The 22,616-nt window shown below is 36.8% G+C and carries 18 protein-coding genes and 2 riboswitches; of the genes, 3 read left to right on the forward strand and 15 right to left on the reverse strand.

All coding sequences use genetic code 11. The annotated features are described in order from the left end of the window. Positions 1 to 3: 3 nt before the first annotated feature. Positions 4 to 1,134: a KdpD-like non-kinase potassium sensor gene (kdpDN, locus tag MKY81_RS20375; protein WP_108071986.1), complete on the reverse strand. Its 1,131-nt coding sequence runs from the start codon at positions 1,132 to 1,134 to the stop codon at positions 4 to 6. A 43-nt stretch (positions 1,135 to 1,177) separates the two neighbouring features. Beyond that, entirely contained in the window at positions 1,178 to 1,741 is a 564-nt protein-coding gene (gene kdpC / locus MKY81_RS20380; protein ID WP_108071984.1) for a potassium-transporting ATPase subunit KdpC, read from the reverse strand. Positions 1,742 to 2,176: 435 nt separating this feature from the next. Here kdpC and MKY81_RS20385 point away from each other — a divergent pair, with 435 nt between their 5' ends. Together MKY81_RS20385 and MKY81_RS20390 are read left to right on the forward strand one after the other, a co-directional pair. After that, a complete protein-coding gene (locus MKY81_RS20385) occupies positions 2,177 to 3,403 on the forward strand; it encodes an IS110 family transposase (protein WP_108073350.1) in 1,227 nt (408 codons plus the stop codon). Positions 3,404 to 3,925: 522 nt separating this feature from the next. Further along, positions 3,926 to 4,067, reverse strand: a riboswitch (cyclic di-AMP (ydaO/yuaA leader). A 227-nt stretch (positions 4,068 to 4,294) separates the two neighbouring features. Then, positions 4,295 to 4,666 carry a DUF2294 domain-containing protein gene (locus tag MKY81_RS20390; protein ID WP_108070118.1) on the forward strand — a complete coding sequence of 124 codons (372 nt, stop codon included), beginning with the start codon at positions 4,295 to 4,297 and terminating at the stop codon, positions 4,664 to 4,666. 88 nt (positions 4,667 to 4,754) lie between these two features. Here the strand turns inward: MKY81_RS20390 and MKY81_RS20395 are convergent, their stop codons facing one another. From MKY81_RS20395 to MKY81_RS20435, 9 genes are all read right to left on the reverse strand, one after another. Beyond that, a complete protein-coding gene (locus tag MKY81_RS20395) occupies positions 4,755 to 5,573 on the reverse strand; it encodes a hypothetical protein (protein ID WP_108070120.1) in 819 nt (272 codons plus the stop codon). Positions 5,574 to 5,745: 172 nt separating this feature from the next. Then, a complete protein-coding gene (locus MKY81_RS20400; protein WP_066228365.1) occupies positions 5,746 to 6,453 on the reverse strand; it encodes an ABC transporter ATP-binding protein in 708 nt (235 codons plus the stop codon). Next, positions 6,453 to 7,232, reverse strand: coding sequence for an ABC transporter ATP-binding protein (locus MKY81_RS20405; RefSeq protein ID WP_066228361.1), 780 nt, complete (start codon positions 7,230 to 7,232; stop codon positions 6,453 to 6,455). Before MKY81_RS20405 ends, MKY81_RS20400 begins: the two co-directional genes overlap by 1 nt. Beyond that, entirely contained in the window at positions 7,207 to 8,181 is a 975-nt protein-coding gene (locus tag MKY81_RS20410) for a branched-chain amino acid ABC transporter permease (protein WP_341118664.1), read from the reverse strand. Before MKY81_RS20410 ends, MKY81_RS20405 begins: the two co-directional genes overlap by 26 nt. Positions 8,182 to 8,196: 15 nt before the next feature. Beyond that, positions 8,197 to 9,075 carry a branched-chain amino acid ABC transporter permease gene (locus MKY81_RS20415; RefSeq protein WP_341118665.1) on the reverse strand — a complete coding sequence of 293 codons (879 nt, stop codon included), beginning with the start codon at positions 9,073 to 9,075 and terminating at the stop codon, positions 8,197 to 8,199. Positions 9,076 to 9,138: 63 nt separating this feature from the next. Beyond that, positions 9,139 to 10,305, reverse strand: coding sequence for an ABC transporter substrate-binding protein (locus MKY81_RS20420; RefSeq protein ID WP_066228354.1), 1,167 nt, complete (start codon positions 10,303 to 10,305; stop codon positions 9,139 to 9,141). Between the two features lie 449 nt (positions 10,306 to 10,754). Beyond that, positions 10,755 to 12,008 (reverse strand): DUF445 domain-containing protein, encoded by a 1,254-nt coding sequence (locus tag MKY81_RS20425; RefSeq protein WP_066228348.1) that lies wholly within the window; start codon positions 12,006 to 12,008, stop codon positions 10,755 to 10,757. A gap of 132 nt (positions 12,009 to 12,140) precedes the next feature. Next, positions 12,141 to 13,328, reverse strand: coding sequence for a PDZ domain-containing protein (locus MKY81_RS20430; protein WP_066228345.1), 1,188 nt, complete (start codon positions 13,326 to 13,328; stop codon positions 12,141 to 12,143). Positions 13,329 to 13,431: 103 nt separating this feature from the next. Further along, entirely contained in the window at positions 13,432 to 14,889 is a 1,458-nt protein-coding gene (locus MKY81_RS20435) for a S41 family peptidase (RefSeq protein WP_108070124.1), read from the reverse strand. A gap of 253 nt (positions 14,890 to 15,142) precedes the next feature. Here MKY81_RS20435 and MKY81_RS20440 point away from each other — a divergent pair, with 253 nt between their 5' ends. Beyond that, positions 15,143 to 16,447, forward strand: a complete 1,305-nt coding sequence (locus tag MKY81_RS20440) for a VTT domain-containing protein (RefSeq protein ID WP_107921161.1) — start codon at positions 15,143 to 15,145, stop codon at positions 16,445 to 16,447. 418 nt (positions 16,448 to 16,865) lie between these two features. On the opposite strand, the gene MKY81_RS20445 is transcribed toward MKY81_RS20440, so the two are convergent. The 4 genes from MKY81_RS20445 to cls all read right to left on the reverse strand — a co-directional run bounded on the left by MKY81_RS20445 (position 16,866) and on the right by cls (position 22,493). Further along, positions 16,866 to 17,861, reverse strand: coding sequence for a homoserine dehydrogenase (locus tag MKY81_RS20445; RefSeq protein WP_066228337.1), 996 nt, complete (start codon positions 17,859 to 17,861; stop codon positions 16,866 to 16,868). A 120-nt stretch (positions 17,862 to 17,981) separates the two neighbouring features. Next, positions 17,982 to 19,277 (reverse strand): O-acetylhomoserine aminocarboxypropyltransferase/cysteine synthase family protein, encoded by a 1,296-nt coding sequence (locus tag MKY81_RS20450; protein ID WP_066228333.1) that lies wholly within the window; start codon positions 19,275 to 19,277, stop codon positions 17,982 to 17,984. A 136-nt stretch (positions 19,278 to 19,413) separates the two neighbouring features. Next, positions 19,414 to 19,527: riboswitch (SAM riboswitch) on the reverse strand. Between the two features lie 273 nt (positions 19,528 to 19,800). Further along, on the reverse strand, positions 19,801 to 20,940 hold the full coding sequence (locus MKY81_RS20455; protein WP_066228329.1) for a trans-sulfuration enzyme family protein: 1,140 nt from the start codon (positions 20,938 to 20,940) through the stop codon (positions 19,801 to 19,803). A gap of 107 nt (positions 20,941 to 21,047) precedes the next feature. After that, positions 21,048 to 22,493: a cardiolipin synthase gene (gene cls / locus MKY81_RS20460; protein ID WP_066228326.1), complete on the reverse strand. Its 1,446-nt coding sequence runs from the start codon at positions 22,491 to 22,493 to the stop codon at positions 21,048 to 21,050. Positions 22,494 to 22,616: the final 123 nt, after the last annotated feature.

Here is a 22,616-nt window from a genome sequence, read left to right on the forward strand (position 1 = left end):
TGTTTAGGCTACTATGTGAATGTCAATTCCAGATGTTAATCGCATTATTTCATTTACGATGGAGCCTTTTGTTATTTCCTCAAACCGTGACCTTGCTGATTGACCTAAAATAATTTGAGTAATATTGTATTTTTTTGAGATATCTGTTATTACTTTTGCAATCTTTTTATTGGTCATTTCTTCTACAATAAATTGTGCATTGAATTCTAGTGCCAACTGTTCCCATACGAGTATGTTTTTCCTCTCCTTACTATTCATGATGTCCATGCTTTTATAGGTTCCATGAAAAATATAGAGAGCTGATTTTAAACGACTGGCGATACGCCATCCTCTTCTAATAAGCTTTTCTGCATTTAGATCATTCTGAATGCAAACTAAAATTTTTTCACTTGTTCCATGGGGAATGAAATTTTCCTTTTCAGCTTTTTCATCTACATCATTAGCGACTTCACGTAGTGACAATTCTCTTAATGCTGATAAATTCCATTTAGTAAAAAAGTTTTGCAGTGCCTGGTCAATCTTATTGGCCGTATAAATCTTTCCCTCTTTCAAACGCTTTTGTAATAATTCGGGCGTCACATCGACAAGGATTACCTCATGAGCAGAATTTAAAATAAAATCAGGAATTCGTTCTCTCACTTGAACCCCTGTTATTTGTTGAACAATATCATGTAAACTTTCTAAATGCTGAATATTCACGGCGGAGATAACGTTTATCCCGTAAGTTAGAATCTCCTGAACGTCTGCATATCGTTTTTCATTAGAAGAACCCGGAACATTTGTATGTGCTAGTTCGTCAATGATGACGACATCAGGGTTTCTTTCAATAATTTTTTCTAGGTTTAGCTCTTTAAAGATTTTACCCTTATATGAAATGTCCTTTAATGGCACTATTTCAAGGTTCTGAATAAGTTTCTCAGTTTCATGACGATTATGTGTTTCGATGAAACCAATCACTACATCAATTCCTTCATTTCTTAAGTCATGAGCTTCAAGGAGCATTCGATAGGTTTTCCCAACTCCAGGTGCAGAGCCAATATATAACTTTAATTTACCTTTGTTTAATCGTTCAATTTCCTGAAGAATTTCCTCGGGGGTTTTTCTTCTAAAACTAAAATTATCACTTACAAACATTTCAATCACCCCAAAGACCAAAGTTTAGATTACCATAAAATGTCTACTCTTCATGCTCCAGTAAATCCATCAATGCTAGGTTAAGAGTTAATACATTAATTCTGGGTTCTCCAAATAGTCCTAAGGACCTTTTTTCTTTATACTGATTAATTAATAGATGAAGTTTTTCCTCAGAAATTCCAGATTCTTTTGAAACTCGGGAAATCTGAAATTCAGCCGCCTTAATAGAAATTTCCGGGTCAAGTCCTGATCCTGAATTCGTAATCAAATCCAATGGAATATCGCTTGTTTTTATTCCAGGATTTTCTCTTTTTAAGGTGTCAATCGATTCTTTTACTCGTTTGAGTAAGTCTTTATTGGATGGTGCATAATTAGTAGAACCACTAGCAGCTCCATCATTTTGAATCGATGATATTCTTCCGTGAAAATACTGCTTCGTTGTAAATTGTTGTGCAATTAATTCAGAACCTATTATATTATCTTCATCATATACTAGACTTCCCTTTGCTTGCTTCGGAAAAATTAGTTGAGCAGCAGCTGTTGTCACTAATGGATAAATTAACCCACATAGCAAAATGAACAATAAACAAAGACGGACCATTTTCATTTAATTACACTCCTCGTATAATAAGTTTTAGAAATTGCTTTTATTGTTCTTTGATAACTAAATAATTAAGATATTGCTATCTATGATGGAGGCAATGCTGCTCTCTCTTTATATTCATAAATAGCACAACCCGAATTGCTTGGATACTGGGGGATATCCCTGGATAATAGACATTGGAATGGATCCAACTGGGAATATGCTGTTTCCTCCTGTAGTTCGACTACGATTAAAGACTGTGACCCAGACAATGGTTGTACTGCAAACACACAAGCTGTATCGGTGTATTTCTATACCAATGTTAGTGGACATTGGGGCAGCTTTTAGAGACGCACCTTTTGAATACTCATACGCGAGGCTGTTGCCAGACCATTGTTTCTAGGGATATCCCGCAGTATCCAAGCTTATTCCATAATCAAATGAAAGGAGGTCCTTTCCGTGAATTTATTTGTAGGTATTGATGTAAGCTCTAAAAAACTTGATGTGTGTTTTCTGGACAGCGAAGACACACGTTTAAAAGAAACGACTTTTCCAAACGATATTCATGGAGCGAACCAGATTAAAGAAAATATCTTAGCTTATCATGGACAATCCCATTACGAAAAAATCATTGTCGGCATGGAATCCACCTCTGTGTATAGCTTTCACCCTGCGCATCTTTTAGATAACGATGCCGACTTAAAACGGATTGGGGTGGAAGTGGTGGTTCAAAATCCAAAGGCGATCCATCGGTTTAAAGGCTTATTTGAAGAAGATAAAACCGATAAAATTGATGCATTTCGGATTGCCGACTTTCTTCGGTTTGGGCGCTATAATAAAACCATCATCAAGGAAGAAAAGTATGTTGCCCTTCAGCGTTTAACGCGTTCTCGTTATCAGGTCATTCATCAATTGACCGAGTGTAAGCAGCATTTCCTTGAAAATCTCTATTACAAGTGCAATACATTGACCAATGAAGTAGATACTTCTGTTTTTGGTTCGACCATGATGGAGTTGTTCGCTGAATCCTTTTCGCTGGATGAGATCGCTCAGATGGAGCTGGAAGAGCTGGCTGAGTTCCTTCAAGAGAGAGGAAAAGGTCGCTTTCGTCAGCCAGAAAAAGTTGCGAAATCCATCCAAAAGGCGATTCGTGACTCCTACCGTTTAGGCAAGGTCGTACAGGACTCCGTTGATGTCGTATTGGCCACCTATGCCAAACTCATTCAAACACTTAAAAACCAGGTCAAAGAGTTAGAAAAAGGGATTGAGTCCCTATTTCACATTATTCCAGAAGGACAGTGCTTGAAAAGCGTGCCGGGTATTGGTCCGGTTTATGCGGCAGGGATTATCGCCGAAATCGGTCAAATTGATCGATTTGAAACACAAGCGCAAATAGCTAAATATGCCGGTCTCTTCTGGAAAAAATCGCAATCAGGCGACTATGAATCGGAACGAACACCACGAGTCATGTCGGGAAATCAGTATCTTCGTTATTACTTAGTTGAAGCTGCCAACTCGGTCCAACGAAATGAACCCGCCTATCGTGAATTTTACTTAAAGAAGTATAAAGAAGTTCCGAAATTTCAACACAAAAGAGCCCTTGTCATGACTGCAAGAAAATTAGTGCGTTTGGTGGATGTGCTACTACGCAATCACCAACTCTACACGCCAAAAAGGAGCGTGTAACTCAAAAGCAAATAGCTGCTTTTGAATCCTTTCAGCAAACCCGAACAAGCGTTCTTGTGATGGTGCGGGTTTAGTTCAGTGCGCCTTTTTTTCCTTTGAAAGTCCAAAATCAACTTTATTTTTTATGGATTTTCTCTTGACTTATTACCACAAGTCTTTGACTGATTTTTAACTTACACTTCAACTAGTCACTGCAATAAATCTTTACTTTTCTTCTTTCACCTCCAAAAAAAATAGACCAATACATACTTTCCCTCCGCTTGAGTAAAAAAAGTTCCGGTCAGTAAATATGCATTCGATTTGAATGCCTCTGATTCGAATCATTTTTCTCAATTTTTTGGAGAAAAAGTACACATTGGTCTACCTAATGCCCAGCAAGCATTCGCTCCCTTTGCATTCTGTCTTCCAAGTATCCTTTTTTAAAAATAGGCAAAACAAAAAGACCTACTATTAATTCAAGTTTCCTTTTTGATTATGTATAGAACATAGTCAAAAAAGCACCTTGGTAAGGTGGTCTCTTTAGACCTCCTTCGCTTTAGCCGACGAAGTTAGCTGACGGGTAGGATGGCGAAAGAGAAGATCTCATCCCTTCTACAAACCGTAGAATTAACCCCAAGAAAGTGGTTCCTCCGTTCTCAATTTTGAGACTAGGCCGAAATATTTTTTATTATGACGCTTATTCTACTTCGCTCCTTGCTTATTTGTAAATTACGAAATTTAACGAAATCCGGTTGAATTTTCTCAATTTCCATATCATTTCTCAAATTATCTATTTATTACTAATTTTTTCGTAATATTTCGTTGGTTTTTTATTTTTTTATTTTTCTATTGACAATGGTAAACATCCAAAAGTAATATTATCTTCAAGATAATGGAATGGGGGCATTGACCATGGCAATAACAAAAAAAAGGTTAGAAGCGGATCTTAGTGAAGCCTTTATTAAACTTCAACGAGATCTTATTGGCCGTGGGCCACAAGAAACAAAAACATATATTGTCCATGATATGGTCATTGCTAGATTTAAAGGTGTTTTAACCATTGAAGAGAAACATTTAGTTAATCACCAATATGGTAAAAAGCTAGTGAAACAAATGCGTCAAGTTCTTAGGGAAATGTATAGCGAAAACTTCGAGAGAATTGTCGAGAAACTTACGAATTGTACAGTAATCTCAAGTCATAGTGATATTAGTACAAAAATGGGGGAAAGAATTGAAGTGTTTATATTAGATAAGAATTTAGAAAAGCAATTTGAACAAGATTGATAGATTATCTATATGAATCTACTAAAAATACGCCTAGTAGTCTTGTACTAAGCGCATTTTATTTTTCGAATATCTATTAGTAAAACAATTATGAAACTTCAAGTGTAAATGGAACAGTAAGGATGTTGCCATCAATATTAAATTGCCCCCAAATACGATAGATTCCTTTATTCGGAAAATACGTCATAAACGTAACTTCTGGTCCAGTCGTTTTCGTATAGATAGGGTGAACATGTAAAAAATGTTTCAAGTCTTTATCGATTGCTACCGCATGCCCGATCGTTCCTAGATAGGGTTGAAGATCCTTAATCGGTTTTTTTGTTTGTTCATCATACAATGTGAATGTAATATTCGTATTTTTTTTCGCCTTTAACTCATTTTCAAAAGAAAGCGTGACTTTCTTACCATCGATTACTTTCGTTAGATTTTTATCGGGAACGATTGGTTTTGGTTTTGGCTCATCTCCTACTACATGAACCCAATGATCTTCCAAACTGTATTCGCTCGCTCCTACTGGTGTCATTTCGGCAGTCATTTTATAATCGCCACCCGCCGGAAATTTCGTAGTGATGGTAAACTCGCCATTATCCTTTAATGTTGGGTGGATATGACTGAAATAAGATAAATCTTTGCTGACAATAACTAAATGCATTTTCTTTTCGCTTACAGTTTCAAATTGTTTGATAAGTTTATCGTGTTTATCTTTTATTACGATAGACATTGGAACATCCTCATTTGCTTTCGGATCTTTCGGCAATGTCCAGTCTGATTTCGTTTCATCACCTGTCACTGGCTCCATTGAGCTCATATCATGCTCTTTTACTGACATTGGCACTTTTGCTGCATTGCAGGCTGACAAGAGGAGTGAAGTGACCACACTGAAAAATAGCAATTTTTTCTTACTCATTAATTTCCTCACCTATTCCTTCCATTTAAAATTGCAAAATCCCAATATATTTGTTTTTCTTCCATATCTTACAAACGATAACCACTATATTTTAACATACTTACTCTAATTGTTTCGCAAAAATTTCAAAAAGAAAAAGCATTGAACTACTATCAATGCTTTCTCTTTCTATCTAATGGCCGCCAAGATAGGCTAATTTCACTTGATCACTACTATCTAATTCTTCCGGAGTTCCGGATGCAACCACACGACCCGTTTCAATGACATAGGCTCGATTAGCTATCGATAATGCCATATTAGCATTTTGTTCAACAAGTAATATCGTAGTACCGGACTGATTAATTTCTTCAATTATTTTAAAAATCGTTTTTACTAAAAGTGGTGCTAATCCCATTGATGGCTCATCGAGCAGCAATAATCTCGGTCGGGCCATTAATGCACGCCCCATCGCCAGCATTTGTTGTTCACCACCTGATAGCGTCCCGGCCTGTTGTTTTTTTCGTTCTAATAAACGTGGAAAAAGCTGATAGACTTTCTCGAAATCCTCTTTAATTCCAGCTTTATCTTTGCGTAAAAATGCACCTAATTCGAGATTTTCTTCGACAGTCATATTGGCGAAAACCCTTCTTCCCTCAGGAACATGGGAAATTCCCTTTTTAACTATACTTTGTGCGGCATTCCCAGCTATCGAGCTTTTTTCGAACAAAATTTGACCTTGTTTAGGCTTTAGTAATCCGGAAATCGTTTTTAATAACGTACTTTTTCCTGCACCATTTGCACCTATTAATGTGACAATTTCACCTTGATTAATCGTTAGGGAGACTCCTTTTAATGCTTGAATATTTCCATAATATACGTTGATGTTCTCAATTGTTAGCATTATGAAACCTCCTCCCCTAAATATGCTTCGATCACTTTCGGATTGTTTCGTATTTCTAATGGCGTGCCTTCTGCAATCAATTGTCCGTGATCAAGAACGTAAATCCGTTGACATACGCCCATGACAAGCTGCATATCGTGTTCGATAAGTAGAATTGTTAAATCAAATTTTTCTCGAATAAAAGCAATTAATTTCATTAATGATTCCGTTTCTTGTGGATTCATTCCTGCTGCCGGCTCATCAAGTAAGAGCAGGCTTGGCTTTGTAGCCAATGCACGAGCAATTTCGAGACGTCTTTGTTGTCCATACGGCAGATTTTTTGCTTTTTCATCTTTATATAAATCAAGATTGAAGATTTTCAGAAAATCAATCGCTTCCTGCTCCATCTCTTTCTCACCTTTAAAATGCGAGGGAAGACGCAGGATAGAGCTAAATATTCCATGTTTAGCATTGGAATGATAGGCAACTTTAACATTATCTAAAACCGTCAGCTCGTTAAATAGTCTAATATTCTGGAAGGTCCGACTAATTCCTTTTCTCGTAATCTGATAAGGGGCATTCCCATTAATCCGTTTTCCGTTTAATTCAATATTCCCCATGGTAGGTTCATAAACACCTGTTAATAGATTAAAAAACGTTGTTTTCCCTGCACCATTCGGTCCAATTAATCCAACCAACTCACCTTTTCCCAACTCCATATTTACATCTGAAACAGCCTTTAGTCCCCCGAATGTAATCCCTACATGATCTACTTTAAGCAGTGGTTTGTTTGTTTCCATTTTGTGTCCCTCCACCAGCATCTTTGCTTTTTTTGAAGAATGAGGTAATTTCTCTTGTTCCCAGTAATCCTTGTGGACGGAAAAGCATTACGATGATTAGGACTAGTGAATAAATAATCATCCTTGTTTCAGCATAATCTTGTAAAAACGTTGAAACAATCGTTAAAATGACAGCCGCAATCACTGCTCCCGATAAACTTCCCAAACCTCCAAGTACAACAAAGATTAAAATATCGAATGATTTTAAGAAACCAAAGTTCGTCGGTTGGATAATATAGAAGTTATGAGCATATAATCCTCCTGCCACTCCGGCAAAAAAGGAACCGATCGCAAATGCGATTACTTTATAATAAGTCGTATTGATCCCCATAGCATCAGAAGCAATCTCATTTTCTCTAATCGAAATACATGCTCGCCCGTGGGTCGAATTTGTAAAATTGACGATAACAATAATAGATATTAAAAGACAAGCGTAAACCCATGGCCAAGTAGTATAATTCATTACCTGCATTCCACTAGCTCCACCAACATAGTCAATGTTTAATAGGATAATCCGCACAATTTCACCGAATCCTAAAGTGGCAATTGCTAAATAATCCCCTTTTAAACGAAGGCTGGGAATCCCGATAATCAGTCCAGCAATAGTGGCGACAATTCCCCCAACAATTAAAGCAATGGGAAATGGCAGTTCAAGCTTCATCGTCATGATCGCTGATGCATATGCACCGACAGCGAGAAAACCAGCATGTCCGATCGAAAACTGACCGGTAATTCCGATAATTAGATGTAGGCTAATCGCGAGAATGATATTAATAGATAAAGTAAAAAGTGTATTCGTGTAGTAAGAACTAATTATTTCACTACTAATTAGCCATTGGACAACTACAAAAAATATTAAGGATACAATGATTGATAGCCAAAAACCTTTTGACTGTTTAAGTATCGACATACCTTCTCCTCCTTCTTAAACCTTTTCCTTGAAGTTTTTGCCAAATAGTCCAGATGGTCGAAAAATAAGTATAAGAATGAGTACGATAAAGGCAACACCGTCACGCCATAATGAATAACCAAATGCACTGACAAGTGATTCGATGACACCTAATAATAATCCACCTACCATTGCCCCCGGAATGATTCCAATTCCTCCTAAAACAGCAGCAACAAATGCTTTGATCCCAGGTATTAGCCCCATTAATGGTTCGATTTTTATATAATATGTTCCGAATATTACGCCTGCGGCTCCTGCTAGTGCGGACCCAATGGCAAAAGTAGCGGAAATCGTTCGATCAACACTAATTCCCATTAATTTTGCGGCTTCTGCATCATGAGATACGGCTCTCATCGCTTTTCCCGTTTTCGTTTTATGCACAATAAATTGAAGAACAATCATCAGCACAATGGATATACCTAGAATAAACAATGATTGACTATTGATCGTAATACCTAAAATGTGGATACTTTTTGAAGGAAGAGTATTAATCGGATAAGCTTCTGGTTGTGCACCTCTTAAATAAATCATTCCATATTCAATTAATAAAGAAACACCGATTGCGGTAATAAGTGCGGCAATTCTCGTCGCATTACGTAACGGCTTATAGGCGATTCTTTCAATTACTACCCCTAGAATTGCACAAACGACCATCGATATAATCAATGCCGGGAAGAAACCAAGATGTAAAAAGGTAATCGAGTAAAATCCGATAAAGGACCCGATCATGAAGACATCCCCATGAGCAAAATTGATTAGTTTAACAATTCCATAGACCATTGTATAGCCCAGTGCAATGAGTGCATAAATACTACCTAGTGAGATACCGTTTACTAGCTGCTGAATTATCTCCATTGTCTCACTCCCCTTAAAATCCTGATAAACTCTAAAATAGGGGGACTAGCCCCCTATTACAATTTATGGATTAATTTTTGCTTCAAATTTTTGTTCGCCATCTACAAATTTTAAAATCGTCGCTGATTTAATCGGATTATGATTTTCGTCAAGTGTCATTTTTCCGGAAATTAAATCAAGTTCTTTCGTTTCAGCTAGTGCCTTTTGAATTTTTTCAGGCTCAGAGCTTCCTGCACGTTTAATGGCATCTGCAAGGAGATATAACGTATCGTATCCAAGAGCATTGAATGCGTCAGGCGTTTTATCTTTGTATTTCGCTTTAAATGCTTTTACAAAGTCTTGAATTTTCGCATCCGAATCTCCAGATGAGTAGTGGTTCGTAATATACGTATTATTCGTTGCTTCTTTTCCACCAATTTCAATGAGTTTAGGAGAATCCCATCCGTCTCCACCCATAAATGGTACATTTAAACCTATTTCACGTGCTTGTTTCAAAATTAAGCCAACTTCTTCATAATATCCAGGTACAAACACAAATTCAGGATTTTTTGATTTAATCCGAGTTAATGTAGAGCGGAAATCTGTATCTTTTTGTACATAGGCTTCGTCATTGCCTACAATGGTTCCACCATTCTTTTCAAATGCTTCTTTAAATGCTGCCGCTAATCCTTTTGCATAGTCACTTGAACTATCGATAAGGATCGAAGCTGTTTTGACCTTCAATTCATTAGAAGCAAAATTCGCTGCGACTGTTCCTTGGAATGGATCAATAAAGCAAGTTCTAAACACAAAGTCATTTAGTTTTCCTTTATCAAAGGTAATAGTCGGACTAGTGCCAGTTGGAGTAATGAGCGGAATTTTTTTCCCTTGGGCAATTTGTACTTGTGCAAGTGTATTTGTACTTGTTGCTGCACCAATAATCGCTGAGACTTTATCCTTATCTATTAATTTCGTTGCTACACTTGTTGCTTCAGCAGCATCCGATTTATTGTCTACTTTAATTAGTTTAATTTTCTTTCCGTCAATCCCTTCTTTGTTGATTTCATCAAGAGCGAGATTCACCCCTTCTAAAATCGATTGGCCGTAAGAAGCAACCCCACCGGATAATTCAAGATTGGCTCCGATTACTATCTCATCCCCGCCTTTTCCCCCACTCTTTGCTCCGCCACAGCCGGCCATTAGTCCAGCTGAGAGTAGAAGTGACATCGAAATACCTAAGATTTTCTTCATATCTCTAATTTCCCCCTTTTAGACATAGTAAATTTTGTTCATTAGAAACAGGTATTTCTTCCTCCTTATTATTTATATTTGTATTATTCAAAATAAAAACCAAGTTCTGAAAACATTGTACAAAATAATATGTGTTTAGTCTATATATTCCGATAATTTTACTTATTAAAAATTTTTTTAAATTAAATTAAGTAAAAAATAGAAGATAGACTTCATCACTCGATGTCTATCTTCTAATGAACATCTTATTTATTTTAGTAAAGTTTAATTAGAAATAAATAATGGACCGTTCCTTTACGCTACAGGGTGCTCGCTTTCCGCGGGGAGGAAGTCGAGCCTCCTCGACGCTTTTCGCGCCTGTGGGGTCTCGACCTTTCCTCTATGTCCCGCAGGAGTCTCGCACCCTTCCGCTCCAATCCACTCTGTGCTTTTAATATTGTTAAAAGGATTTATAGAGAAAATAACATCTCAATTCCAGTAATCAATATTCCAATGATGAATCCGCAGATTGCTCCGTTTACTCTTATCCATTGCAGGTCTTTACCGATATTGTTTTCTACCATGTTGATAAGTGTTTGATCATCGAGTTTGTTTAGGTTTTCTTCAACTAGTCTGCCGATTTTTGAATGATTTTCTTCGACAAAGTTTGTGATTTGTGTGTGGAGCCATGTTTCGATTGCCATCATTTTTTCTTGATTTCCTCTAAGTGATTGGAATAGCTCCATGATTAATGGAATAAGATGTGCTTCCACAAAAGGACTATTTTGAATATAACCCGCTAGTTTCTTTTGCATTTCAAACAGTATTTTTTCAATACTTTCAGACGGATCCCATTCCTCAAGCAATGATTGCTTGAATTTCTCCAATTCTTCAATGAGCGCTTGATTATCTCCGGCATTATGTAAGAACGTTTGAATAGATAATAAAACCTTTTCCCGATCATTACTATTCGGATTTTGTAGATCATGAATAACATTACTTATAAGATTTTGAATGATTTTCCCCATTTTCTCTTCGTTAATTAAGCTTTGAAAGGATTTTAGAGCAAATTGTAAAAAACCATCTAATTCAATTTTATTAAGGGCAGTTACTGCCATACTACCAAGCTTGTATTTCGTTTCTTCTTTCGAAATCCATTTCTCCCCATGCATCAATAGATAATCCAATCCTTTTTGATCAAATTGATGATCAAGAATTTTCTTGGACCCAACTTCGAGTAGAGATTGCATTTTATATAAATAAAGATAATCCTTCATATATTTTGAAAGAAGTGGAGCAAGCTTTTGAACGTCAACTTTCACAATCATTTGTGATAATAAAGTTGCGATTGCTTTGTTTAAGCGTGGTGATTGCAATTCCCTTTCGGCTATATTGATTATTTTTTCTGTCATCTGAATCGTATTCAGCTTATCTTTAATACTTTTCTTCGAAAGCCAATCATTTTCTAAAGTAGAAATTAACGCCTTCGTAATCCTTGAACGATTTTTCGTTAATAATGAGGTATGTGGAATAGGTATTCCAAACGGGTAACGAAAGAGTGCTGTGACAGCGAACCAATCTGCTAGACCCCCAACAATCCCTGCCTCAAATCCTCCGTGTAAAAATGCGATAATCTTCGAATCACTAAATGGGAATGTAAGTACAAATCCTACTCCCATGATCGCAAGTGATATACGTGCTAAATGTTTTGAACTTCTAACCATTGTGTGATTTCATCCTTTAATATTTTTAAAATTTGACTTTATCTATTGATATTTTCAATCCACAAAAAAGAGGATAATATCATATTACCCTCTTTATTATTTGATAATTCTTTTAGAAACTCAATGGTTTTTTTAAGAAGCCTCATTCCCATTCCATTTCTTCCTATCTTCTACTGTTAAAATACCAAGTTCATGGTGATCTCCTTCAAATAATGCTCCTTGTACAAAGCGGACCTCTCCTTCTGAATTAAGAACTTCTAATTTACAGTACGCACGATTTTTTTGAAGGGCTTTGTAAAACTCTTTTTTGTTTCCAGTTAGTTGCCCGTTGCATTTATAAATAATCTCTCCTGTTTGAAGTCCTAATTTTTCAGCGGGAGAATGAGGTATAACAGCTAAAACGATAAGTCCATTTTTTCGAGGTGTAAAATAATATGGCGCCGCGTTTTCCCGGACACGATGTCGATAAGAAATCCACCCTCTGCCAATGATTGCGATGATCACTGCGACTATTGATAGAATCGGTACCCACATTCCTGATATAGCAATGGCTGAGATAACTATCCCTAATGCAATTACCTGTTTCCCAATCCGTTTTACCGCTAATTGAGGCAAAGTACTTTGAATTTGCTGTTGAAATCCTACAGCAAACGGAACAAGAATGAAAGAATACGAGCTTGTCCCAAAATCAAACGTCGGCCACCATTCGAAAGGGGCAGTTAATGGGCCAATTGGCAGAAAACAAAATACAGGAATGAGCCATATTCGTTTTACCTGATGGGCACCAACAACTAAACCTCTTCTGCTATTTCGAAGGATTGGCGAAAATTTCTTTGATCCATTTCGCATCATTTGTATACCTTCAACGATTAACAGCAGACCTAATAATACAATAAAACCTGATAAACTATTATCAGATGGATGTCCTGATAATATAGGAAGATTCCAGTTTAATTGTTTCGCTAAAAATAGAAAAACAAATGAAAATCCGATCGTAAATGCTGGAGACAAAAAGCGAAAATTACCTATAAGTGAAAGCACAATCGTAATAATCGCTAACATGGTAACGATGGAGTAAGAAATTGTTAACCCACTTCCGACTGTAATAATAGAAAGAATGAACCCTATTAGTAATCCTGCAGGAAATAAAAAACGTAATTCTTGCAATGGATCATTTACCCTTATATGAAAATCACTTCGTTCTCGTTTCACACGAGAAAGACCAGTAATAACGGCTAAAATAATAGAATAGTAGAATATTGGATGAAGAAACATCTTCCCAATGCCTTTCAATATTTCCATTATCCACATTTGCGTCATACTTTTTTCACCACCTAATCTATTATTTCTATTTTATCAGATTGTGTACATAAAACCTATTAAGTATTGGTAAAAAAAATAAGGAACAGGTGCGTCCTGTTCCTTATTTTTTAAAGCTTTTAAGTGCAACTTGTAGTTGCAGGTCGTTTTTTTCGTTTTTTATAGCTGAAGTAATTTCCTCTTCTAACGATTCCGCTGTTTTTGGATCAATTTCTCCTGTAGCCGGCAGCCCCACTTCGTTTTGAAATGCTTTTACCGCATTTTCTGTTTGCTTATCATAATACCCATCTGCCCGTCCGGTAGCGTATCCAAGTCCATCGAGCATTTGCTGGGCAATTTTTATTTGTTCATTATTCATGTCAACGGTCATTGTTTTTTCTACTTCCAATGGATGGATATAGAAATAATCTGGTTGCTTAATTTCAATGTTTGGCTCAATTCCTTTATGGTGAATCCAATTTCCATTAGGCGTGAGCCATTTAAACATCGTTAGCTTGATCGTGCTTCCATCGCCCATTGGGACAGCCTGCTGAACTGTTCCTTTTCCAAATGTCTTTTCACCAATTAATGTATATCCTTCAGCTTCTTTTAAGGCGCCGGCAAGAATTTCAGAAGCTGATGCGCTCCCCTCATCTACTAATACAGAAATAGGGTATTTTTTGCTTTCTTTTAATTTGGAGTAATATGGGAGTTTCTCCCCATCACGCTGTTGAATTTGATAAGACGGTTTTTGATTCGTAACTAAAACGCTTAAAATTTCTTCCACACTTACTAAAAGCCCGCCTGGATTTCCTCTAACATCTATGATTAATCCATCCATTTTTTGTTTTTCCAGCTTACTTAATTCTCTTTTAAAATCAGCCGCCGTATTTTGTGAAAATTGAGTAATCTCAATGTATCCAATTGATTTGGTGCCGTCTTCTTTCATGCTCGCAAATACAGTTTCCATCGGAATTTTATCACGTTTTACTTTAATTTCGAGTGGATCGCTCACACCTTCACGTTTAATTTCAAGTGTGACCGTCGTCCCTTTTTTCCCGCGAATCTTTGTCGTCACTTTATATAGATCGAGCCCCTTAACACTCGTCCCATCTACCTTGATAATTTCATCTTTTGGTTTCAAACCCGCTTTTTCCGCAGGAGAGTTTTTATAAGGTGCAACAATTATTGCTTTCCCATCCTTTGATGTCATTTCCGCACCAATTCCTTCAAACGTTGATTCGAGGGTCTCGTTAAATTGTGAAGCCGTTTTTGCATCCATATAGACGGAATACGGGTCATTTAACGTGCTGACCATTCCTTGAATGGCACCCTCAACTAATTTACTTTCATCCACTGTTTCAACATAGGAACCTTTAATTAAGTCATATGCTTGGGCAATTTTTGCTAAGTCCGGCAGTGATTCTCCTTTGTTTTTCACATAATTAATCATTTGGTTTTCTTTTGTGGTGTTTTGTGTCTGTACTTGTTCCGGCTCCAGCCACTTCATTCCTATATATGTACCGCCAGCTCCGGTTACTAATGCGCACGAAACCATAACGGCCATCCATTTTCGGTTCATCTGACTCCCCCTAATTTGTTAGGATTCAACGCTGTTAATATTTCAATATATGTGTGAAAAGGACGAGTTATGATGATTCAATCATTAAAGGGTTGATTAATTTTCCTCGTAGAGGGAAGAGTATTTTCTATTTCTTTCAATATTTGTTTATAATAAATTTATATAAAGCTCATTTTTAGTTTGTGAAACTTTTATCATGATAAAAAAGTCTATATAGTGCGTTTTTGTTTTATTTATCGAGGGGGAAGTCATTTTGAGTTGGCTATTTCATTTAATCGATCAGTTCGGATATTTGGTTCTATTTATTTCATTGATGCTGGAATTAATCATCGTTCCTATTCCTAATGAAATATTGATGAGCTATGTTGGATTTCTTGTTTATCAACATAAATTAAATTTATATTTAACCATTTTATTTGGCGGTCTTGGCGGGATAGTGGGAGTAAGTATTTCCTACTGGATCGGTTATAAATTAGGTAAGCCATTTTTCAATAAATATGGAAGTAAAATTCATATGGGGCCAGACAAAATTGAAAAAATCGCAAAATGGAATAAAAAATATGGGAAGGGGCTATTACTTTTTTCTTACTTTATTCCAGGCGTGCGTCATATTACTAGTATCTTTTCAGGTATTACACGAATCCCTTTTAAAACATTTGCGATTTTTGCCTATATCGGGGTCTTTATTTGGGTTGGTACGTTCATTAGTTTAGGTAATATTTTCGGGCCAAAATGGGAGTCTTTTCATAATGAGGCGAAAGTATATGTTACCCTTGCCTGCATTGGCATCGGCATAATTTATCTAGCCTATTATTTAATTAAAACGAACAGAAAGAAAATTAAAGAAAATATCCTTTTATTAATTGAAAATACATTTAATCGATTCAATAGTTTTTTAAAAACAAAGCTAGTGATATTTGGGGCATTAATTGCTTTCATTGGTCTCATATTTTTAATTGTTGGAATGATTCAAGACTTTATTGCTAATGAATTTGAGCAGTTTAATTCGATTACAAATACGATCATTATGTATGCATTTAATGAACGTTGGAAACCTGTGATGACGCTTTTCAATTCTATGTCTAATTGGAAAGTACTTTTGGTATTCATCCTCTTTACTGCCGTTTGGATATCCGTTAAGGGGGGAATTAAGCGGATTGAATTCCTTTATTTTTTCCTGAGTATACTAGGGGCTGTCTTTTTAGGAAAGGGGCTTAATATTCTTTTCCATTACGTGACACACGGAAAAGAACTGTTTAGTCAATCCTTTCCAAATGAACAAGCATTAAGTTGTTCTATTATATATTCGTTTTTTATGTACGAAATCATTCGTCATAGTAAAAGTACTTTACTTAATTTACTCACTTTTTTGATCGTTATCTTTATTTTATTAGCAATCGCTGCGAGCGAAATTTATTTAGGGATCCATGTTCCGAGCGATTTTGCCGCCGGGTATGCTTTTGGTGGAGTTTGGGTATGTTTTATGATTCTATTATTAGAAGTCTCTCGACTGATTAAGTTGATTAAAGAAACGGATTTTAGTAAGCAGCCAAAATGATAAAGAGGTGTGTGAATTTTTTGTGATTACGAAGATTGTTGGGTCTAACTTTATTGGGTAACTTGGGTTTTAAAATAAGCGGAGAATCTCCGGTTATACTGTAGAATAGAGCTTGGTTTGGGGGATTTAAGCGGAAATTTTCCGATTAAGCAAAGCAAAATTACCCTTTTTTGCGTTTTTTGGGTTAATAGCCGGAAAACTTCCGGCTATTTAAGCTGTTTTCAATGCTATTATGCTCATTAAGGGAAATTTCTCCGCTTATTCAAATTCGTTTTAGCATCTAATATACTTGTCGTTTTGTTTAAAAAAAGACTTAGAGAAAAATACATCTCTAAGTCTTTTTGACTGTGAATTATGATTTTCCTTTATGCACCTCACAAGTAAACCCGTTAAGGTTGGACCGATTTCTTTCTGTTCATTAAATAGATTGATATTCGAGTCGTTTCTTTGTTGCTGAATGTTGGATGATGTCCACAAAGTCTTCAATCATCGCACTTGCGGTCGCCAACTTTCCAGCTCCGGGACCTTGAAGGGTAATTTTTCCGACTAAACTTGCTTCTATTGCAACGGCATTTTCAACACCTTCAATGGAATAAAGGGGATGATTCGAATCAACGATGATTGGCTGAACGGAAGCTACTAAAGAGTGATCATTGAAGGTAATTTCAGCAATATGTTTAAAACGTTGTCCTCGTTTTTCCGCTTGTTTAATCTGTTCCTGTGTGATAGATACGATCCCATCAATAATTACTTCTGACCAATTCGGTTGTTGATTAATGACTAATTGACTTAGTATCATTAATTTATAAAAAGCATCGATTCCGCTAATATCATTCGTTGGATCAGCTTCCGCATATCCCTTCTTCTGTGCGAGTTGGAGCGCTTTATCAAATGAAAGCTTTCGTTCTCTCATTTCAGTTAAAATAAAATTCGATGTTCCATTTAATATCCCTTGTATTTTGGTGATACGATTTACTTGTAATAGCTGTTTAATCGTTCGAATGATTGGAACTCCTCCAGCTGTTGTTGCTTCAAAGCCAATTTTGGTTTCATTTTGCTGGGCCCTTTGAATTAGTTCATGACCGTGATTAGCAAACATTTCTTTATTAGCAGTAACAACATGGATGCCTTTTTCAATGGCTTGGAGTAAATAGGATCTACTTGGTTCCTCTCCTACAATTGCCTCGAATATCACGTCCAAATCCGGAATATTGATGATATCCTCAAAATTGGTTGTCACAAGAACATTCGCATCAATCTTTCTCTCTTTTGTTTGATCACGAATGAGAATCGCGACAATCTCAACTTCTTTTCCCAATAATTTTCTAAGCTGTGTTTGATGTGAGTGAATGGCACTATAGACACCCTCACCCACCGTTCCAAAACCTAACAATGCTACTTTAATAACTGTCATTACAACCTCCCACCTGCCTTTACCAATCTTCAATTCCTTCATCGGGAAGGCATTTTATACATATCATAAACGGCACCACATATTTACTAGTTATGGAAATGCGGTGCCTGACACCTTCGATTAAACTGTTACACTTGTTGCTTTAAGAATGGCTTGGTTCAGATCGGCTGTGAGATCTTCAACGGCTTCTAGTCCGACGGATAAGCGAATTAGTTCTTCGGTTACACCTGAAACTTTTAATTCTTCGGCGCTTAACTGTTGATGTGTAGTCGATGCTGGGTGAATGATTAAAGATTTAGCATCTCCAACATTCGCTACGTGTGACCATAATTGAATATTATCAATGACTTTTCGCCCTGCTTCTCTGCCGCCTTTAATTCCGAAATTGACAATCGATCCGAAGCCGCCTTTTAAGTATTTAGCTGCTCTTTCATGTGATGGATGTTCTTCTAAACTTGGATGATTAACCCATGCAACTGCAGGATGGTTTTGTAAAAATTGTGCTACTTTACCCGCATTTTCAACATGCTTTTGTACACGCAAGTGTAATGTTTCCAAACCTTGTAATAATAGGAACGCACTATCCGGACTTAAACTTGCACCGAAATCTCGCAAAATTTGTACGCGTAATTTTGTTGCAAACGCCGCTTGTGGAACATCAACACCATAACGGAGACCGTGATAGCTTAGGTCTGGTTCTTTAAAATCCGGGAATCGGTCACTGTTCCAGTCGAATTTCCCACCATCAACTACAACACCGCCAATCGTTGTTCCGTGACCGCCGATCCATTTTGTAGCTGAATGGATGACCACATCTGCTCCCCATTTAATAGGGTTTGAAAGGTATGGAGTACCAAATGTGTTATCAATAATCAGTGGAACACCATTTTCATGAGCAACCTTCGCGACTTCTTCTACATCAAGAACGTGCAGGCTAGGGTTACCGATGATTTCAGCAAATACTGCTTTTGTTTTTGATGTTATCGCGGTTCTAAAATTTTCTGGGTCTGTTGCATCAACGAATTTTACGTTAATTCCATACTTCGGAAGGGTATTAGAAAATAGATTAAATGTTCCACCGTATAAATTTCCGGCAGCGACGATTTCGTCTCCTGCACCAGCGATATTTAGAATGGAGAAAGCAATTGCAGCCATTCCTGAAGACAATGCAACAGCAGCAGTTCCGCCTTCTAATAGGGCAATTCGCTGTTCAAACACATCAACAGTTGGATTGCCGATTCGCGAATAAATGAATCCTTGCTGTTCTAATGCAAATAAACCTTGTGCATGATCTGTATCTTTAAATACATAGGATGTGGTTTTATATACAGGAACTGTACGTGACCCTGTTGTTGGATCTGGTTCTTGCCCTCCGTGTAGTAATAATGTTTCGGGTTGAAATTGTTCGTTTGTCATTTTACATTCCTCCAAAGTTTTTGATTTTTTCTCTAGGCGAGCCGAGAAATTCCTGAAGTGTGATCGTTGAAGTGGGATATACGAAGGGAAGCAAAAAGCCCTCTTCATAAGAAGAGGGCTAATCAATAGGTTCCTCCCCTTATCTTTCAGATCTTTAAAGGATCTGTAGGAATTAGCACCTTTTCAAGCAAAATGCTTGAAGGTTGCCGGGCATCAAAGGGCCTAGTCCCTCCGCCGCTCTCGATAAGAGTGATTCATTTAGTTTTTTTAGAAAATTTTAAATTGCTCTTGTTTTGCATTATAGTAGACGAATTGTTACTTCGTCAACCTTTTTTTATAAAAATTTTTTCTAAGAATAGACGGTGACCGTTCCTTTCCGCGGGGAGGAAGTCGAGCCTCCTCGGCGCTAGCGCCTGTGGGGTCTCGACCTTTTCTCTATATCCCGCAGGAGTCAGGTTCCTTCCGCTCCAATCCACTCTGCGCTTTGTTAAAAGTAACAATCCTTCAGAAAAAGCGATATCATTTAAACCGATGCTTTAATGGCTTCATCAAATTGCTTAATGATATCCTCAGCATCCTCAATTCCAATCGAAATACGAACAACTTGTTGGTTGATTCCTATGTTCTGCTGTTCTTCGAGTGAAAGTGCTCGGTGGGATGTGCCTAACGGATAGGATACGGTCGTTTCAACTCCGGCTAACGTAGGTACAATTTTCACCCAGCCCAACGATGAAAAGAATCGATGGATGTCACATGTGTCAGCTAATTCAATTGTGACAATTGCCCCATTTCCTTTACTGGAAAGATCGGTGGGATAATAGACTTTTTTGATATTTGAATTTTGATAGAGTGCGTCTGCCAATTGTTTCGCATTTGCGGATTGACGTTCCATCCGTAATGCTAATGTTTTTATGCCGCGACAAGTTAGCCAAGCTTCAAAAGAACTTAAATTACTTCCGAGATTCACTACTTTTTGACGTGCTTTCGTCATTAATTCCTCGGAACCAACAACAACTCCCGCCGTCACATCGCTATGGCCGCCTAAATATTTCGTCGCACTATGAGCGACAATATCGATGCCCTCCTGATAGGGATTTAGCAAATATGGTGTGGCAAAGGTATTGTCTACCATTGTATATAAATTATAATCCTTACCTAGTTTTACTAGTGTATCAATCTGTTCCACACGTAAAAAGGGATTTGTAACCGTTTCGGAATATAATAGTTTTGTATTTTCCAGTATTGCATCTCGGATGGCAGTTTGATCAGCAAAGTTTACAAAGGATGTTTCAATTCCTAAATTTTTTAATTCTTCCTTTAACAAATGGTGTGTACCACCATAAATATCTTCAGCCGCAACGATATGATCACCAGATGAAACAACCGATAACAGACCAGCTAGTATTGCTGATAGCCCCGAAGAAGTAGCTACCCCACTTGGTGCCCCTTCAAGGTTTGCTACCATTTGTCCTAGTTCATCCGTGTTTGGATTGCCCGTTCTCGAATATAAGTAAGATTCATCACCTTGATAAAAACCTTCAAGCTCTTCTAATGAACTAAAAGTAAAAGCAGAAGTTTGAAAGATTGGTGTCGTTTTACTACGAATATGATTGGTCTTTTTTAATGAATGATGAACGATTTTCGTTTCAAATGATTGATCCACTTTGCCAGCACCTCTAACTATAGGATAATTTTAAATATTTTAAATTGTACGCCCGATCTATATTTTTGTCAAAAAAATGATAGGGTTATCCCTATCATTTGGCTGTTTTATAAAATTGGAGACAATAATCTTGAGACAGATTCCTTGAATCGAATCGATTTCGGTCGTTGCAAATAGTCCTCTAATGTTAATTCTCTTGATTTTTCCATATCTGCTTTATAAATCAATTCTAGTCTTTTAGAAAGATGATGGCTATACAAAAAGGCATTCACTTCAAAGTTTAAACGGAAACTTCGATTATCAATATTCGCAGTACCAACTGTTGCTATTTTCCCGTCAACTACGAGCATTTTTGCATGAATGAATCCATTTTCGTATATATATACTTTTGCACCTGTTTTCAATAATTCCCCAACATTGGAATATGTAGCCCAATAAACAAACATATGATCAGGCTTGTTCGGAATCATTAAACGAACATCCACCCCAGATAAAATCGCGATTTTAAGTGCATTCAATAGGCTATCATCTGGAATGAAATATGGAGTTTGCATGTATATGTATTTTTTCGCCTCATTAATCATCTTAATATAACCGTTTTTAATTTGCTCCCACTCTGAGTCAGGTCCACTGGATACAATCTGAACATCTGTGTAGCCGACAGATTGTATATCGGGGAAAAAACTTTCTTTATAACGAATTTCTTTAGCCGAGGCTTGATTCCAATCTAATACAAAACGTGTTTGCATTGCATAAACAGCTTTTCCCGTTATTTTCAAATGGGTATCCCGCCAATAACCGAATTTTTTATCCAACCCCAAATACTCATCACCAATATTAAATCCACCGATATAGCCAATACTACCATCGATAATCGCAAGTTTGCGGTGATTTCGGAAATTGACACGTAAATTCAGCATCGGTATTTTTGCAGGAAAAAATGCCGCGACCTCGCCACCGGCTTCAATTAATTCTTTAAAAAATTTCCGTGGAAGCTTTCGCGAACCCATGTCATCATATAAAAAACGAACTTTGACCCCTTCCTTGGCCTTTTCAGTAAGCAGTTCAACTAACTTTTGACCTAATGAGTCATTTCGAACGATGTAATAAACAAGATGAATGTGATCGTTTGCCCTCTTTATATCTTCAAATAAAGAGCGAAATTTGTCCTCACCATCAATAAAAATTTCTACCTCATTATCATGTGACATAATCGCATCATCATTAACTAGAAGCATATAAACTAATTCTTTATATTGCACAGTCCGCTCATCATGAAAGGGGAAAGAATTATTTCTTAACAGTTCAATTTGACGATGGGCGATTTCCTTTATTCCAATTTTCTCCTGATCTTTCCAATAAAAGATTCTTCTTCTGCTCAAGTTTTGTCCAAAAACTAAATAAATAATGAATCCTGCTACAGGAATAAACAACAAAACTAACAGCCAAGCCCATGTTGCACCTATGTTTCGCCGTTCTAGAAAGATGACGGCACCCGATAAAATAAAGTTTAAAATAAAAAAAAATGCCAATAAAATAGTAATAATTGTCATCTTGAACTCCTTTAACAAGATACGTTATTTCTTTTTGTTACGATAGTTTCGTACAGTATGTCCGAAACTATCGTAATTAAATAATTACCTATTTGAGAAATAGCGGAAACTTATTCCACTGTA

The organism is Heyndrickxia sp. FSL W8-0423 (assembly GCF_038009395.1).
Taxonomy (GTDB): Bacteria; Bacillota; Bacilli; order Bacillales; family Bacillaceae_C; genus Heyndrickxia; species Heyndrickxia sporothermodurans.

Coding starts and splice junctions, on each gene's coding strand:
- cls (WP_066228326.1), bottom strand. CDS start 22,493: ATGACAATTATTACTATTTTATTGGCATTTTTTTTTATTTTAAACTTT.
- kdpC (WP_108071984.1), bottom strand. CDS start 1,741: ATGAAAATGGTCCGTCTTTGTTTATTGTTCATTTTGCTATGTGGGTTA.
- MKY81_RS20390 (WP_108070118.1), top strand. CDS start 4,295: ATGGCAATAACAAAAAAAAGGTTAGAAGCGGATCTTAGTGAAGCCTTT.
- MKY81_RS20430 (WP_066228345.1), bottom strand. CDS start 13,328: ATGACGCAAATGTGGATAATGGAAATATTGAAAGGCATTGGGAAGATG.
- MKY81_RS20420 (WP_066228354.1), bottom strand. CDS start 10,305: ATGAAGAAAATCTTAGGTATTTCGATGTCACTTCTACTCTCAGCTGGA.
- MKY81_RS20395 (WP_108070120.1), bottom strand. CDS start 5,573: ATGAGTAAGAAAAAATTGCTATTTTTCAGTGTGGTCACTTCACTCCTC.
- MKY81_RS20435 (WP_108070124.1), bottom strand. CDS start 14,889: ATGAACCGAAAATGGATGGCCGTTATGGTTTCGTGCGCATTAGTAACC.
- MKY81_RS20400 (WP_066228365.1), bottom strand. CDS start 6,453: ATGCTAACAATTGAGAACATCAACGTATATTATGGAAATATTCAAGCA.
- MKY81_RS20450 (WP_066228333.1), bottom strand. CDS start 19,277: ATGACAAACGAACAATTTCAACCCGAAACATTATTACTACACGGAGGG.
- MKY81_RS20410 (WP_341118664.1), bottom strand. CDS start 8,181: ATGTCGATACTTAAACAGTCAAAAGGTTTTTGGCTATCAATCATTGTA.
- MKY81_RS20405 (WP_066228361.1), bottom strand. CDS start 7,232: ATGGAAACAAACAAACCACTGCTTAAAGTAGATCATGTAGGGATTACA.
- MKY81_RS20425 (WP_066228348.1), bottom strand. CDS start 12,008: ATGGTTAGAAGTTCAAAACATTTAGCACGTATATCACTTGCGATCATG.
- kdpDN (WP_108071986.1), bottom strand. CDS start 1,134: ATGTTTGTAAGTGATAATTTTAGTTTTAGAAGAAAAACCCCCGAGGAA.
- MKY81_RS20445 (WP_066228337.1), bottom strand. CDS start 17,861: ATGACAGTTATTAAAGTAGCATTGTTAGGTTTTGGAACGGTGGGTGAG.
- MKY81_RS20415 (WP_341118665.1), bottom strand. CDS start 9,075: ATGGAGATAATTCAGCAGCTAGTAAACGGTATCTCACTAGGTAGTATT.